Origin of the sequence: Paraburkholderia sp. J94 (assembly GCF_905220285.1) — a bacterium.
Taxonomy (GTDB): Bacteria; Pseudomonadota; Gammaproteobacteria; order Burkholderiales; family Burkholderiaceae; genus Paraburkholderia; species Paraburkholderia tropica_A.
The window spans coordinates 98,618-113,861 of the sequence record NZ_CAJMZH010000012.1 but is presented as its reverse complement, the minus strand read 5'-3'; the positions used below and the strand labels follow the sequence as shown (position 1 = coordinate 113,861).

The following is a 15,244-nucleotide window of genomic DNA, read 5'->3' as shown; positions in this document are numbered from 1 at the left end:
CACGCACCAATCTTCACAATTCATCGGACGATGGACTGGATATCAGTGCGGCGGGGGCGAACCGTCATGCGGGCTTTGGCGCGAGTCGCGTCAAAAAAGTCGTGGGGTATTATATGGCAAGACGTTGCCCCACTGATTTTGCTTCCGGTTACATGACCTTCCCTGCCCCGACCAACACCGCGCCGTCGTCCTCCGACGGCCGCCGCGACCTGCTCGCCGCCTGGCTGTCCGGCCATGCGCAAAAATACGCCCTCGACCTGTCCACGCTCGCGCCCGCCTCCGCCGACGCGAGCTTTCGCCGCTATTTCCGCCTCGCGAGCGCAGGCGAGCATGGCGCGACGCTGATCGCCGTCGACGCCCCGCCGCCCGAAAAATGCCGCGAATTCGTCCAGGTCGCGCAGCTGCTCGAGCAGGCCGGCGTGCATGTGCCGCGCGTGCTGGAGGTCGATTACGACGCCGGGCTGATGCTCGTAACCGATCTCGGCACCGCGTCCTATCTGGCCGAGCTGACCGAGGCCGGTCCCGGCCCGCGCTCGCGCGCGCTGATGCACGACGCGCTCGACGCCCTGATCCGCTTCCAGCTCGAAACGAAACCGGGCGTGCTGCCCGCCTTCGACGAAGCCTTCCTGCGCCGCGAGATGGAGCTGCTGCCCGAGTGGTTTCTGGAGCGCCATCTGGGCCGCAAGGTCGACGACGCCACGCGCGCCATGCTCGACCGCACCTTCGCGCTGCTGATCGCGAGCGCGCGCGCCCAGCCGCAGGTGTTCATGCTGCGCGATTTCATGCCGCGCAACCTGATGATCGCGACGCCGAACCCCGGCGTGCTCGACTTCCAGGACGCCGTGGAAGGCCCGATCACCTACGACGTCGCCTCGCTGCTGCGCGACGCCTTCCTGAGCTGGGACGAGGAGTTCGAGCTCGACTGCTTCGTGCGCTACTGGGAACGCGCGAAAAAGGCCGGTCTGCCCGTCGATCCCGACTTCGGCGAGTTCTACCGCCAGCTCGAATGGATGGGCCTGCAACGCCACATCAAGGTGCTGGGCCTCTTTTGCCGCATCAATTATCGTGACGGCAAGCCGCATTACATGGCCGACCTGCCGCGTTTCCTCGATTACGCGAGCAAGGTCGCGCACCGCTATCGCCCGCTCGTGCCGTTCGCGCGCTTCATCGACGAGCTGCGCGGCACGGCGGTCGAAACCGGCTATACCTTCTGATCCCGCCCCTCTCACCGCAACCTCGTGCAACTTCATGACAAGGCCGATTCCATGACGCGCGCCCGTTTCGAGCGCACGGCGATGATCTTCGCCGCCGGACGCGGCGAGCGCATGCGCCCGCTCACCGATACCTGCCCGAAACCGCTGCTCGAAGCCGGCGGCAAGCCGCTGATCGTGTGGCAGATCGAGCGGCTCGCGGCGGCGGGCTATACGCGCATCGTCATCAATCACGCGTGGCTCGGCGCGACGCTCGAAGCGGCGCTCGGCGACGGCGCGCGCTTCGGCGTGCGTCTGCTCTATTCGCCCGAGCACGAGGCGCTCGAAACCGCGGGCGGCATCGCCCAGGCGCTGCCGCTGCTCGAAAACGGCGATGAGCCGTGCGTGTTTCTGGGCGTGGCCGGCGATATCTACAGCGATTTCGATTTCGCGCGTCTCGATGCGCCTGCGCAGACGCTCGCGGCCGCCGCGCAGCCCGGCATGCATCTCGTGATGGTGCCGAACCCGCCTTTCCACGCGAACGGCGACTTCGCGCTGGGCGCCGACGGCGTGCTCGCGCTGGATGGCGCGCCGCGCTGCACGTTCGGCAGCATCGGGCTCTACGACACGCGCATGTTCCGCGATCTGCCGCGCGGCACGAAGCGCGCGCTCACGCCGTATTACCGCGAGACCATCGCGGCGCGGCGCGCGAGCGGCGAACTGTTCGAAGGACGTTGGGAGAATGTCGGCACGCCCGCGCAACTCGCGGCGCTCGACGAGGAATTGCGCGCCCAGGCGGCGCGCTGATGCGGTAACTGCACGCATACGCGCGCGCCGGACGGCCTGAGGCACACACGGCGCGCGCGGCGCATTCACCGCGCATTCACCACGCGCTCATCGCGCGCTCACAACTACACACCGCTTCAATGCGCCCCGTTCGCGGGCGCTGCCACGGGCTGACCGGCTTGTTCCGCCTGATCTTGCTGCGCAGGCTCGCTGGCCTTCTGCTGCTGCAACGCCCACATCTGCGCGTAATGCCCTTGCGTGCGCAGCAGTTCGTCGTGCGTGCCGCGCTCGACGATGCGTCCGTGATCCATCACGATGATCTGCTCGGCGTTCACGACCGTCGAAAGCCGGTGCGCGATCACGAGCGTCGTGCGCTCGCGCGCGATCGAATCGAGTTCGTGCTGGATCGCGCGCTCCGAACGCGAATCGAGCGCCGAGGTCGCCTCGTCGAACAGCAGGATCGGCGGATTCTTGAGCAGCGTGCGCGCGATCGCCACGCGCTGCTTCTCGCCGCCCGAGAGCTTCAGCCCGCGCTCGCCGACGGGCGTCTCATAACCCTTCGGCAGACTCTCGATGAACGCATGAATATGCGCCGCGCGCGCCGCCGCGATCACTTCCTCGCGGCTCGCCGTCGGCCGGCCATAGGCGATGTTGTAGTAGATCGAATCGTTGAAGAGCACGGTGTCCTGCGGCACGATGCCGATCGACGCGCGCAGCGAATCCTGCGTGACGTCGCGGATATCCTGACCGTCGATCGTGATCGCCCCGCCGTTTTTGCCCGGATCGGTGCGGTCGAGATCGTAGAAGCGGAACAGCAGGCGCGCGAGCGTCGACTTGCCTGAGCCGCTGTGGCCCACCACCGCCGTCGTCGTGCCCGCGGCGATCGTGAAGCTCACGTCGTGCAGGATCTGCCGCGACGGCTCATAGGCGAAGTCCACGTGCGTGAATCGCACCTCGCCGCCGCGCACCGCGAGCGCGGGCGCGTTCGGCACATCGGGCACTTCGCGCGCGACCGTGAGCAGCGTGAACATGCGGTCCATGTCGGTGAGGCTCTGCTTCAGTTCGCGATACACCACGCCGAGAAAATTCAGCGGAATGTAGAGCTGCAACATGAAGGTGTTGATGAGCACGAGGTCGCCGAGCGTGAGCTTGCCCGCCATCACGCCTTGCGTCGCGCGCCACAGAATGAACACCAGTCCCGTGCCGATGATCGCCTGCTGCCCGAAGTTCAGCGCCGACAGCGAATGCTGCGACTTGATCGCCGCCGCGCGATAACGGTGCAGGTTTTCGTCGTAACGCTTCGTTTCCCACTCTTCGTTGCCGAAGTACTTCACCGTCTCGTAGTTGATGAGCGAATCGATCGCACGCGAGTTGGCGCGCGAATCGAGTTCGTTCATCGTGCGGCGAAAATGCGTGCGCCACTCGGTCACTTTCACCGTGAAGACGATGTACGCGGCCAGCGCGCACAGCGTGACGATCGCGTAATACGCCTCGTATTTCACGGTGAAAAAGATCAGCACGAGGCCGACTTCGACGAGCGTCGGCAAGATGCTGTAGAGCGAATACGAAATGAGCTGCGTGATGCCGCGCGTGCCGCGTTCGATGTCGCGCGACATGCCGCCCGTCTGCCGCTCCAGATGAAAGCGCAGCGAGAGCGCGTGCAGATGGCGGAACACCTTGAGCGCGAGCTGGCGCACGGCGCTCTCGGTCACCTTCGAGAAGAGAATTTCGCGCAGTTCGGTGAACAGCGAAGTCGAGAGCCGCACCGCCGCATACGCGACCACCAGCAGCCCGACGCCGCCCATCAGCACGATGCCCGGCGCGTGTTCGGCCCGGCCGAGCGCGGTCAGATGCTGCACGGGCGCGAGGCCGTCGACGATGTGCTTCATCACCACGGGCACGCCCAGGTTAGCCACCTTCGCGCCGATCAGGCAGGTGAGCGCGAACGCCACACGCCATTTGTAGGCTGTGAGATAAGGCAGCAGCGAGACGATGGTCTGCCAGTCGTTGCGCGGCCCGGTGGCGAGCGGCGCGGGTTCGTTGGAAGCGGAAAAACGGCGCATGGGTGAACGGCGATGAGCGTGCGGCGCGACGCGATAACTTCGCATCGACGCGCGGCGCACGGCGAGATTGGGGGACGCCTGAAAAAGCGCGGACGACGGGTTCGGCAAAGGCCTCTAGTTCGGCCGGCGAGCCTGTCTGGCCGCCCGCCCCGCCTGCTGCTTTCCCGTACAATTCCTGATCACCGTATTGTCGCAGAAGGCGGCACGCGCCGCTGAGGGCACCTGGCCTGCACGGTTCACCGCGCAACCGCGCGACGCGTCCGGGGCCGTGGCCATCGACCCATCGGCCACGCCGTTCCTTCCCCGCTTTCCTTTTTTGACGGACTCCCGATGACCGATGCCTTCCCGCTCCCCCAGAAGTCGCCCGCGCTGCGCGTCGTGCCGCAGCCCTCGGACGCCAACGTGCATGGCGACGTGTTCGGCGGCTGGATCATGTCGCAGGTCGACATCGCCGGCTCGATTCCGGCCAGCCGCCGCGCCAATGGCCGCGTGGCGACCGTCGCCGTGAATTCGTTCGTGTTCAAGCAGCCGGTGTTCGTCGGCGACCTGCTGAGTTTTTACGCGGATATCGTCAAGACCGGCACGACGTCGGTGACCGTCGAAGTCGAGGTGTACGCCCAGCGCATGCGGCTCGCCGAGGAAGTCGTCAAGGTGACCGAAGCGACGCTCACCTACGTGGCGACCGGCACCGACCGCCGTCCGCGCGCCCTGCCGCCCGTCGAACCCGCCGTCTGACGTCAAGCACGCAAGCCCGCTCGCCGACGGGCTTGCGCTGTACTTCGTCAACTTCACTGCGTCACGTTCGCTGCATCGCCGTCACTGCGCCCACGCGAGCGCCGCGCCTTCCTCATACGACGCGCTCGCGCCCAGCAGCGCGGCCACTTCGGGCCCCGGCAGCGGCGGCGCGAAGAAATACCCCTGCAACTCGTCGCACGCGCGTTCGCGCAGGAACGCGAACTGTTGCGACGTCTCCACGCCTTCCGCGATCACCTGCAGGCGCAACTCGTGCGCGAGCGCGATGATGGCCGCCGTGATCGTCTCGTCGTCGCCGCTGGTGCCGATATCGGACACGAACGAGCGGTCGATCTTGAGCCGGTCCACCGGCAGCCGCTTCAGATAGCTCAAGCTCGAATAGCCGGTGCCGAAGTCGTCGATGGCGATGCCCACGCCCTGCTCGTGCAGCGCGTTGAGCATCGACACCGCCTCTTCCGCGTTGCGCATCAGCGTGCTTTCCGTGAGTTCGAGTTCGAGCCAGCACGGTTCGAGCCCCGTCTCGTCGAGCACGCCCTTCACCAGCTCGGCGATGTCGCGCTGATGGAAGGTCTTCGCCGACAGATTCACCGACACGCGCACATGCGGCAGCCCGGCGTCCTGCCATGCGCGGTTCTGGCGGCACGCCTCGCGCAGCACCCAGTCGGACAGCGGGCCGATCAGGCCGCTTTCCTCGGCGATCGGGATGAACTTGGCCGGCGAGATCAGCCCGGCTTCCGGGTCGAGCCAGCGCACCAGCGCCTCCATGCCGACGATGCGCCCGCTGCCGATCTCCACCTGCGGCTGATAGTGCAGCAGGAATTCGCCGTCACGCAGCGCGCGGCGCAGACGCCGTTCGAGATCCATGCGCGCGCCCGCGGCCGCGTTCATCTCCGGCTGATAAAACTGGAAGGTGTTGCGGCCCAGTTCCTTCGCGCGATACATCGCCACGTCGGCCTTCTTGAGCAGCGCCTCGGCGTCGGTGCCGTCCTGCGGGTACACGCTCGCGCCCATGCTGCAGCCCACGTACAGTTCGGTGCCGTCGATCAGCACCGGCTCCGAGATCATCGCGCGCGCGCGCTCCATCCAGTTGATCAGCGATTTTTCGTCGATGGTGTCGGTGAGCACGATCACGAACTCGTCGCCGCCGTGGCGCGCGACCGTGTCGCTCGTGCGCGTGCAGCGCGTCAGACGCTCCGCCACCACGCCGAGCAGACGGTCGCCGACGCTATGGCCGAGACTGTCGTTGACGTTCTTGAAGCCGTCGAGGTCGATGAACACCACCGCCACGCCGCGCTGGTGCCGCTGCGCGGAAACCAGCGCCTGTTGCAGGCGGTCGCGCAGCAGATTGCGGTTGGGCAGCAGCGTGAGGCTGTCGTAATTCGCCTGATATTCGAGCTGTTCCTGATAGCGGATCAGCTCGGTCACGTCGTTGATGATGCCGATGTGATGCGTGATGCGCCCGTCGAGATCGGGCACCGGCGCAATCAGCAGCTGATTCCAGAACAGCGCGCCGTCCTTGCGGTAATTGCGCAGCACGGCGCTCACCTCGCGGTTCGAGAGCAGCGCCTGGCGGATCGCCACGAGGCCGTCCTGATCGCGGTCGTCGCGTTGCAGCAGTCGGCTGTCCTGACCGACCACCTCGGCGGGATCGTAGCCCGTGATGCGGCGGAACGCCGGGTTCGCGTACTCGATCAGATTGCTGCCGCCCGGCCCCGGTCCGGTGATCAGAATCGCGTTCACGCAGGCGTCGAGCGCGCGGCTTTGCAGACGCAGCGCGAGGTCGGCGCGCTTGCTTTCGGTCGTGTCCGAATAGGTGCCGAGCACGCCCATCACGCGGCCGTCGCCGTCGAGCAGCGGCAGCTTGCTCGTGATCGTCGTGCGATGCAGGCCGTCGATCGTGAGATCTTCTTCGAAGTTCAGGCGCGGCAAACCGGCGACGATCACCTCGCGGTCCTGCGCGCGCATCGACTCGGCGTAGGGGCGCCAGGGCAGATCGTCGTCGGTCTTGCCGATGATCTGCTCGGGATACGCGAGCCCCGCGTCGCGCGCGAAGGTCATGTTGCAGCCGAGATAGCGCGACTCGGCGTCCTTCCAGAAAATGCGCTGCGGAATGTTGTCGATCACCGCCTCGAGCATCTGGTTCGAGCGCTGCGCCTCGACTTCGGCCTTGATCTGCTCGGTCACGTCGTCGGCGAGCACGAACACGGCCGCGCGGCCCTGGAAGCTCAGCGAGTGATGCGAGATGTCGGCGCTGATGAGCGTGCCGTCGCGGCGCACGTGATGCCAGATGCCCGCCATCGTGCGGACGTTCTGCGTGAGCGTGTCCGAGCGCGCGAGATGCTGTTCGAGCCGCGTGACGTCGTCTTGCGGACGGATGTCGCGGATCGTCATCGCGAGGAATTCCTCCTCGCTGTAGCCGTATTGCTGGATCGCCGCCGCGTTGACGGCGAGAAAGCGCAGCGTCTCGCGATCGAACACGTACATCGGCACCGGATGCGCGTCGAACAGCCCCTGGAAGCGCTCGTTGCGCTGACGCAGACCGGCGAGCGCGCGCAGCTTTTCGCGCGCCGCGTTCTCGCGCACGCCGAACATGTAGATCAGGAGCGTCGCGCCCGCGAGCATCGTCACGATCAGCAGGATCGACGCGCGGCTGCCCGCGCGCGCCGATTCCGCCAGCACGCCCGCCAGCGCGAGATCCTGCTCGCCCTGCAGCGCGGAAAGCAACGCGTCGATGCGATCGACGCGGCGATCGAGCCGGATGTATTCGCCCGCGATCCACGTGGCCGTGGACGCGAAGGCCGGCGTGGCGGCCAGCGGTGTCGGGACGCTCGAAGCGGAGTTCGGGACGGCGGCGAGTTGGGTGGGCGCGTTCGGGGTGGCGGTCGGGGTTAGGGTCGAGACGGCGCCTGCTGTGGTCGTCGCGCCGTTTGACGCTCCATTCGGCGCACCATTCGTCGCGGCTGCATAAGGCTGCGCAAGACTCGACGCACGCCCCGACGACGCCGCCGCCGCATACGGTTCGCCAAGCCGCCCGGCGCTGCCGGACGGCGCGCCCACCGCCGCATACGGCGACGTGAGCGCGTGCGCGGAACCATTCGAACCATTCGAGCCATTCGAGCCCGCCGCCGAATACGGCGCGGCGAGATTCGCGGCGCCCGCGACCGCGCCCGAAACGTAGGGCGAGGCAAGATTCGGCGCGCTCACGGCTGGCGCGGCGACGCGCATGATCGACACGCCGGGCGCGCGCGCATACGGCGACGAGAGATCGCCCTCCTGCACCGTCGCGGCAATCGGCCGGATGCGCCCGGTGTGCGGCGCGTGGGAGTGCGGCTTGTTCGCATTCGTTGCGCGTCGATGCGCTGGGGCCGAAGTCGCGGCATGCGGCGCGTGAGTCGCCGCCGGAGCCGAAGCCGCAAGCGGCGCGCTTGCGGCGCTGACGGCACTCGCAGCGCCCGGAGCACTCGCGGCACTCACCGCACTCGCGCCATTCGCTTCCTCGCTCTGCGGCTCCAGCGCCGCCGCGCTCGCCTGCACGCGAACGTCGGCGAGACGCTGCTCGGCGCGCGCGAGGGTGCTGTCGATTTCGCGGGCGAGCGTCGCCGCGTCGGTCGAGAGCGCATCGAAACGGCGCGCGAGCGGCGCATTGTCGGCCAGCTCAACGCGCAGCGCGCGGGCGGTATCGTCGAGTTCGTCGATGCGCGCGTCGCGGGCCGCGGGCGATTCGGCGATGCCGTCGGCCTGCAGGCGGCCTAGCGCCACGAGGCCGCCGTTGAGCGCGCTCCGATAGCGGTCCAGATCGTGCCGCACACGCCCGGCCTGAGCGGCCCGCTGCTCGATTTCACGCTGTGCGCCGATCTGCGTCCAGGCCACGAAAGCGTTTGCGCCCACGGCTGCCGCTACGACCGCCAGATTGATGAGGTGCCGCTTCGAAAAATGAAGAGTCATTGAAAGCCGAACGTCGTTCGTCCCCGCGCGAAGGCACGGGCGGTCCGATCACGACCTGCGCGCAACAGGCTGGCGCGCCATGCGCCATTCCCGGATAACGGCAGTCGTCGGCAAGGCTTGAGGGGAAATCGGCGGCGAATTCACTCGAATCCGCACAAACCGAGGAGAACCTCGAAAACGCCCGCGCAGCCTGGCTTGCGCGCAAACGTTTCACTGGGGAAACCGCGCGGAGAACGCGGAAAAAACGCCCGAAAAAGCGTAAAAGCGCGGCGCGAAAAAACTTGCGCTCAGCGCGCCGCGTTGCGCGGCACCGCGAGGCCGAACTCGCGCATCGCCGGCACGAAATCGTGATTCGCCTCCGGCTTGCGCGCGAGCTTGGCGAGCACGTAGCGCTGGAACGGCGCGAGCTGCGCCCAGTCCTCGACATCGGGCGTGCGCAGTTCGGCGAGCGCCGCCTGGTTGGCGATGCCGCCCGGCACCGTGCTGACGTTGCGCCAGGCGGGCGCCTCGTCGGGCGCGAACCATTCGGGTTCGACGTTCGCGTGCGTGCGCAGCATTTCGAATAGCGCGTGATCGAAATTCGGCTCGATCTCGGTGTCCTCGTCGACGGGGAAGCGCGCGAGCAGGCGGCGGTCCTCGTAAGGCAGCAACTGCCACTGCGCGAGCGAAATGCGCAGCCCGAAACGATCCAGATTGAAACGCACGCACATGGGGATGAAGGTGAGGTCCTCCGACGATACGACCTCGAATTCAAACAGCAGCGGAGCTTCAGTCAATGCCATGGCGTTTATCCTCGCGAAACGGACAGCGGCAAACGGCGCCCGCTTGAGGTATTTTAGAACCTTATGTGCGCGGCGCAGCGTCATGCTGTCGGCGGCGTCTGCACCGATACTGAATATCGGCGCACGGCGCGAGCCGCCTGGCGCGAGCGAGCGCGGATAATGGCCGTCGCGCGGCTGCGCCCGACCAGGCCGTTCCGCCCCCGAAACCGCGCGCGCACCTGCCTCGTTGATGGAGCACCTTCGCTTGAATTCCGCGTCCCCCTTGAATCCCTCTGCTTCCAACGCCTGCGCCTCGCCTGCCGCCGCGTCCGACTCCGGCGAGCAGCCCGGCGCCGTCGAACTGCGCGTGCGCCGGCATCGCGGCGAAGACGTCGAAACGCGCGCCGATCACGTCGGCCAGGAATGGCCCGTCGCGCTCGTCTTCAACGGCATCTCGCACGCGGTCATGATGTGCACGCCGCGCGACCTCGAAGCGTTCGCGGTGGGCTTTGCGATTTCGGAAGGCATCGTCGGGCGCAACGCCGACATTCAGGACTTCGAGGTCTACTGGCACGCCGAAGCCGAGACGCCGCACGCCGAAGTGCATCTCACGGTCGTGCAGCAGGCGTTCGTCGAATTGAAGGAAAAGCGCCGCGCGCTCGCGGGCCGCAGCGGCTGCGGCGTGTGCGGCATCGAGAGCATCGATCTGCTCGATCTCGAACCGGAAATCGTGCCCGACACGGGCTTTCTCGCGCGCCTCGCGCCCGACGCAATCGCACGCGCCGCGCGCGAACTGCCGCGTCATCAGGCGCTCACAAAGCTCACGGGCGGCCTGCACGCGGCCGCGTGGTGCGACGCCGACGGCCAGATCCTGCGCGCCTTCGAGGACGTGGGCCGCCACAACGCGCTCGACAAGCTGATCGGCCAGCTGGTGCTCGACCGCGCCGACTCGCAGCAAGGCTTCGTGTTCCTCTCCAGCCGCGCGAGCTACGAGCTGGTGCGCAAGGCCGCGCGCGTGGGCATGCCGATGGTCGCGACGATCTCGGCGCCCTCCTCGCTCGCGATCAACATCGCGAAGCGCGCCGGACTGCGGCTCGTGAGCTTCTGCCGCGAGACCGGCTACGTCGATTACGACACGGCGGCGAGCGCCGCCTGATCGGCTGATCGCCGCAATCGCTCAGTCGAACTGCCGGAAATCCGGCTTGCGCTTTTGCAGGAAGGCCGTGAACGCCTCGCGCGCTTCGGGCGCGAGCAGCATCTTGCCGAAGTGCACCGACTCCTCGCTCATCTGCGTCTTGATCTCATGCTCGCTCGCGCGCTTCATCAGCGTCTTGGTCGCGCGCAGCGACGACGCGGGCAGCGCGACCAGTTTCGCGAGCTGCGCGCTCACGAACGCGTCGAGTTCGGCGGCGGGCAGCACGCGATTCACGAAGCCCATGCGATGCGCTTCGGCGGCGTCGAACGTATCGCCGAGCAGCAGCTTTTCGGCCGCGCCCTGATAACCGGCCACGCGCGGCAGCAGCAGCGACGAAGCGGCCTCCGGGCACAGACCGAGCTGCGAGAACGGCATCGCGAAACGCGCCGTATCGGCGGCGTAGACCATGTCGCAATGCAGCAGCATCGTCGTGCCGACGCCGATCGCCGCGCCCCGCACCGCCGCCACGAGCGGCTTCTCGAAGGTGGCGATGGTGGCGAGAAAGCGCATCACGGGCGAGTCGCCGCCGGTCGGCGGATTCTTCAGGAAGTCTTCGATGTCGTTGCCCGCCGTGAAGATCTCAGCGTGGCCGCGCAGCAGCACGGCGCGCACGTCCCTGTCTTCCTGCGCCGCGACGAGCGCGTCGCTCATCGCCTGGTACATCGCGGGCGTCAGCGCGTTCTTGCGCTCCGGGCGATTGATGGTGATCGTCAGCACGCCGTTCTCGCGTGCGGTCAGGATTTCGTTGCTCACTGCGATGTCTCCTCGGTTCCACCTGCCGAATATGAAAAACGGTTCGCAGACCGCGAAGTCTGCGAACCGTGTCGATAAGCGATAGCGTCTAGCGCTTACAGCCGCTCGATGATGGCCGCCGCGCCCATGCCGGTGCCGACGCACATCGTCACCATGCCGTACTTCAGGTTGCGGCGGCGCAGGCCGTGCACGACCGTCGAAGCGCGGATCGCGCCCGTCGCGCCGAGCGGGTGGCCCAGCGCGATCGCGCCGCCGAGCGGGTTGATCTTCGACTGATCGAGACCGAGGTCCTGGATCACCGCCAGCGACTGCGCGGCGAACGCCTCGTTCAGTTCGATCCAGTCGAGATCGTCCTGCTTCAGGCCCGCGGCCTTGAGCGCGGCCGGAATCGCTTCCTTCGGGCCGATGCCCATGATTTCCGGCGGCACGCCGCGCACCGCGAAGCTCACGAAGCGCGCGAGCGGCGTGAGGTTGAACTGCTTGAGCATCTTCTCGGAAACGACGATCAGCGCGCCCGCGCCGTCCGAAGTCTGCGAGCTGTTGCCCGCCGTCACCGAACCCTTGTTCGCGAACACCGCGCGCAGCTTCGCGAGGCCTTCGAGCGTGGTGTCGGCGCGCGGGCCTTCGTCCAGCTCGATCAGGCGCTCCTTGACCTTCACTTCGCCGCTGGCGAGATCCGGGAAACGCTCGACGAGCGTGTACGGCGCGATTTCGTCCTTGAACTCGCCCGCCTGTTGCGCGGCCAGCGCGCGGCGATGCGACTCGACCGAGAACGCGTCCTGCGCTTCGCGGCTCACCTTCCAGCGCTCCGCGACCTTCTCCGCCGTCAGGCCCATGCCGTAGGCAATGCCGATGTCTTCATTGCGATCGAAGATGTGCGGCGAGAGCGACGGCTTGTTGCCCATCATCGGCACCATGCTCATCGATTCGCAGCCGCCCGCGATCATCGCATCGGCTTCGCCGACGCGGATGCGGTCCGCCGCCATCGCCAGCGCCGTGATGCCCGAGGCGCAGAAACGGTTGACGGTCACGCCGCCCACGCTCTGCGGCAGACCCGCGAGCAGCGCGCCGATACGCGCCACGTTCAGGCCTTGCTCGGCTTCGGGAATCGCGCAGCCGATGATGGCGTCTTCGATCACGCTCGTGTCGAGACCCGGCACCTGCGCCACGGCCGACTTGATCGCGTGAACCAGCAGCTCGTCGGGGCGGGTGTTCTTGAACATGCCGCGCGGCGCCTTGCCGATGGGCGTGCGGCTCGCGGCGACGATGTATGCGTCCTGCAACTGTTTGCTCATCTGTAACTCCAGTCCGTTATGTGCGTACGTCGTGCCGCTTAGTTGCGCACCGGCTTGCCGGTTTGCAGCATGCCCATGATGCGTTCCTGCGTCTTCTGCGTGCCGAGCAGATCGACGAACGCGCGGCGCTCGAGCGTGAGCAGCCATTCTTCGTCGACCAGGCTGCCCGCTTCGACGTCGCCGCCGCACACGGCTTCAGCAATCCGTCCCGCGATCAGGTAATCGTGGTCGCTGATAAAGCGGCCGTCGCGCATGTTGACGAGCGAGGCCTTGATGGTCGAGATCGCCGAGCGGCCCGCGACCGGAATCTGCTTCGCGCGCAGCGGCGCACGATAACCGGACGCGCTCAGTGCGCGCGCTTCCTTCTTCGCCGTGTCGAGCAGCTCGAACACGTTGAAGACGATCGTGTCCGACGGCTTCAGATAGCCCATCGTGCGCGCTTCGAGCGCCGAGCCCGAGACCTTCGCCATCGCCGCGTTCTCGAACGACTTCTGCAGGAAACGCAGCAGATCGCTCGGCACGGCGCCGATCGACGCCGCGCCTTCGGCTGCGCGAATCGCCGCTTCCTTCAGGCCGCCGCCCGCGGGCACGAGGCCCACGCCCACTTCGACGAGACCGACATAGCTCTCGATGTGCGCGACGCGCTTCGCGCTGTGCAGCATGATTTCGCAGCCGCCGCCGAGCGCGATGCCCGACACTGCCGCCACGACCGGCACGTTCGCGTACTTCACGCGCAGCATCGTGTCCTGGAACTTCTTCACGAACGGCTCGATGCCCTTCGCGCCGCCCATCATGAAGGCGGGCATGGCTTCTTCGAGGTTCGCGCCCGCCGAGAACGGACCGCCCGGCGCGCCGAGCTTCAGCGACGTCGGTTGCCAGATCACGACGCCCTTGTAGCCGTCTTCGGCAATCTCGATGGCCTTGACGAGCGAGTCGAGCACGCCCGGACCCATCGTGTTCATCTTGCTCTTGTACGAGACGATCACGACGTCGTCTTCGCCCGCGCGGTCGTCGACCCACGCGCGCAGATGCTCGTTCTCGAACAGCGTCTTGCCGAAACTCTTCGGGTCGCGCGCGTTCGACTCGCCGAACAGCGCCGCGCGGAACACCTGACGCTCGTAGACCGGCAGATCCGAGCGCGGCACGAAGCGCGCTTCAGCCGGCGACCACGAACCGTCGGCGCCATGCACGCCGCCGTTGTTCGCGACCGCGCCTTCGAACACCCAGGCGGGCAGCGGCGCGCTCGACAGCGTCTTGCCCGCGTCGATGTCTTCCTTCACCCATTCGGCGACCTGCTTCCAGCCCGCGGCCTGCCAGCCTTCGAACGGACCTTCGTTCCAGCCGAAGCCCCAGCGGATCGCGAGATCGACATCGCGCGCGTTATCGGCGATCGATTGCAGATGCACGCCGATGTAATGGAACACGTCGCGGAAGATCGACCACAGGAACTGCGCCTGCGGATGCTCCGATTCGCGCAGCAGCTTCAGACGCTCCGCGGGCGGACGCTTGAGGATGCGGCCCACGAGTTCGTCGGCCTTCGCGCCGCCGTCCACGTACTCGCCGGTCTTGCCGTCGAGCACCTTGATCGCCTTGCCTTCCTTGCGATAGAAACCGCCACCCGTCTTCTGGCCGAGCGCGCCCTTCGCGACCAGACCCGCCAGCACGGCCGGCGTCTCGTAGACCGGGAAGAACGGATCGTCCTTGAGGTTGTCCTGCATCGTCTTGATGACGTGCGCCATCGTGTCGAGGCCCACAACGTCAGCCGTGCGGAAGGTCGCCGACTTCGCGCGGCCCAGACGGCTGCCCGTGAGGTCGTCGACTTCGTCGAAACGCAGACCGAACTTCTGCGCTTCCGCGATCACCGCGAGAATCGAGAAGATGCCGACGCGGTTCGCGATGAAGTTCGGCGTGTCCTTCGCGCGCACCACGCCCTTGCCCACGACGCTCGTGAGGAACGATTCGAGCTGGTCGAGAATCTCCGGCTGCGTCTGCGCGGTCGGGATCAGCTCGACCAGATGCATGTAGCGCGGCGGATTGAAGAAGTGCACGCCGCAGAAGCGCGCCTTGAGGTTGTCGTCGAAACCTTGCGACAGTTCCGTGATCGACAGACCCGAGGTATTCGTGGCGAAAATCGCCTTCGGGCCGATGTGCGGCGCGACCTTCTTGTAGAGGTCGTGCTTCCAGTCCATGCGCTCGGCGATCGCCTCGATCACCACGTCGCATTCCGCGAGCTTCGCGATGTCGTCTTCGTAGTTCGCGGGCGTGATGTACTGCGCGTCGTCCTTCACGCCGAACGGCGCGGGCGAGAGCTTCTTCAGCGTCTCGATGGCTTTGAGCGCGATGGCGTTCTTCGGGCCTTCCTTCGCGGGCAGATCGAACAGCAGCACGGGCACGCGGGCGTTGATCAGGTGCGCGGCGATCTGCGCGCCCATCACGCCGGCGCCGAGCACGGCCACCTTGCGAATATTAAGATTGCTCACGTTGTTCCTCCAGCGGATATGCA

Annotated in this window: 10 protein-coding genes; 4 read left to right on the top strand and 6 right to left on the bottom strand. The window is 66.9% G+C overall.

What is annotated here, in order from left to right; translation table 11 throughout:
* Window positions 1-152: 152 nt before the first annotated feature.
* Window positions 153-1,214, top strand: a complete 1,062-nt coding sequence (locus tag U4Y88_RS25095; RefSeq protein ID WP_224016592.1) for an aminoglycoside phosphotransferase family protein — start codon at window positions 153-155, stop codon at window positions 1,212-1,214.
* Window positions 1,215-1,295: 81 nt separating this feature from the next.
* Entirely contained in the window at window positions 1,296-1,997 is a 702-nt protein-coding gene (gene murU, locus U4Y88_RS25090) for an N-acetylmuramate alpha-1-phosphate uridylyltransferase MurU (RefSeq protein WP_224016659.1), read from the top strand.
* A gap of 116 nt (window positions 1,998-2,113) precedes the next feature.
* On the opposite strand, the gene U4Y88_RS25085 is transcribed toward murU, so the two are convergent.
* Window positions 2,114-4,039, bottom strand: coding sequence for an ABC transporter ATP-binding protein/permease (locus tag U4Y88_RS25085; RefSeq protein WP_321787146.1), 1,926 nt, complete (start codon window positions 4,037-4,039; stop codon window positions 2,114-2,116).
* 330 nt (window positions 4,040-4,369) lie between these two features.
* Between U4Y88_RS25085 and U4Y88_RS25080 the strand changes: the two genes are divergently transcribed.
* On the top strand, window positions 4,370-4,774 hold the full coding sequence (locus tag U4Y88_RS25080; RefSeq protein ID WP_224016595.1) for an acyl-CoA thioesterase: 405 nt from the start codon (window positions 4,370-4,372) through the stop codon (window positions 4,772-4,774).
* An 81-nt stretch (window positions 4,775-4,855) separates the two neighbouring features.
* Here U4Y88_RS25080 and U4Y88_RS25075 read toward each other — a convergent pair whose 3' ends face one another.
* Window positions 4,856-8,737, bottom strand: a complete 3,882-nt coding sequence (locus tag U4Y88_RS25075) for an EAL domain-containing protein (RefSeq protein WP_321787144.1) — start codon at window positions 8,735-8,737, stop codon at window positions 4,856-4,858.
* Window positions 8,738-9,024: 287 nt separating this feature from the next.
* Window positions 9,025-9,519 carry a nitrate reductase associated protein gene (locus tag U4Y88_RS25070; protein WP_224016661.1) on the bottom strand — a complete coding sequence of 165 codons (495 nt, stop codon included), beginning with the start codon at window positions 9,517-9,519 and terminating at the stop codon, window positions 9,025-9,027.
* 244 nt (window positions 9,520-9,763) lie between these two features.
* Between U4Y88_RS25070 and fdhD the strand changes: the two genes are divergently transcribed.
* Complete coding sequence (fdhD, locus tag U4Y88_RS25065) at window positions 9,764-10,654, top strand: formate dehydrogenase accessory sulfurtransferase FdhD (protein WP_415774496.1); 891 nt, start codon at window positions 9,764-9,766, stop codon at window positions 10,652-10,654.
* Window positions 10,655-10,675: 21 nt separating this feature from the next.
* Here fdhD and U4Y88_RS25060 read toward each other — a convergent pair whose 3' ends face one another.
* The 3 genes from U4Y88_RS25060 to U4Y88_RS25050 form a co-directional block, all read right to left on the bottom strand.
* The gene (locus tag U4Y88_RS25060) at window positions 10,676-11,446 is read right to left on the bottom strand and encodes an enoyl-CoA hydratase (protein ID WP_321787143.1); all 771 of its coding nucleotides are present in this window, start codon (window positions 11,444-11,446) and stop codon (window positions 10,676-10,678) included.
* Window positions 11,447-11,541: 95 nt separating this feature from the next.
* Window positions 11,542-12,741 carry an acetyl-CoA C-acyltransferase gene (locus tag U4Y88_RS25055; protein WP_321787141.1) on the bottom strand — a complete coding sequence of 400 codons (1,200 nt, stop codon included), beginning with the start codon at window positions 12,739-12,741 and terminating at the stop codon, window positions 11,542-11,544.
* 38 nt (window positions 12,742-12,779) lie between these two features.
* A complete protein-coding gene (locus U4Y88_RS25050; protein ID WP_224016606.1) occupies window positions 12,780-15,221 on the bottom strand; it encodes a 3-hydroxyacyl-CoA dehydrogenase/enoyl-CoA hydratase family protein in 2,442 nt (813 codons plus the stop codon).
* Between the last annotated feature and the right edge of the window lie 23 nt (window positions 15,222-15,244).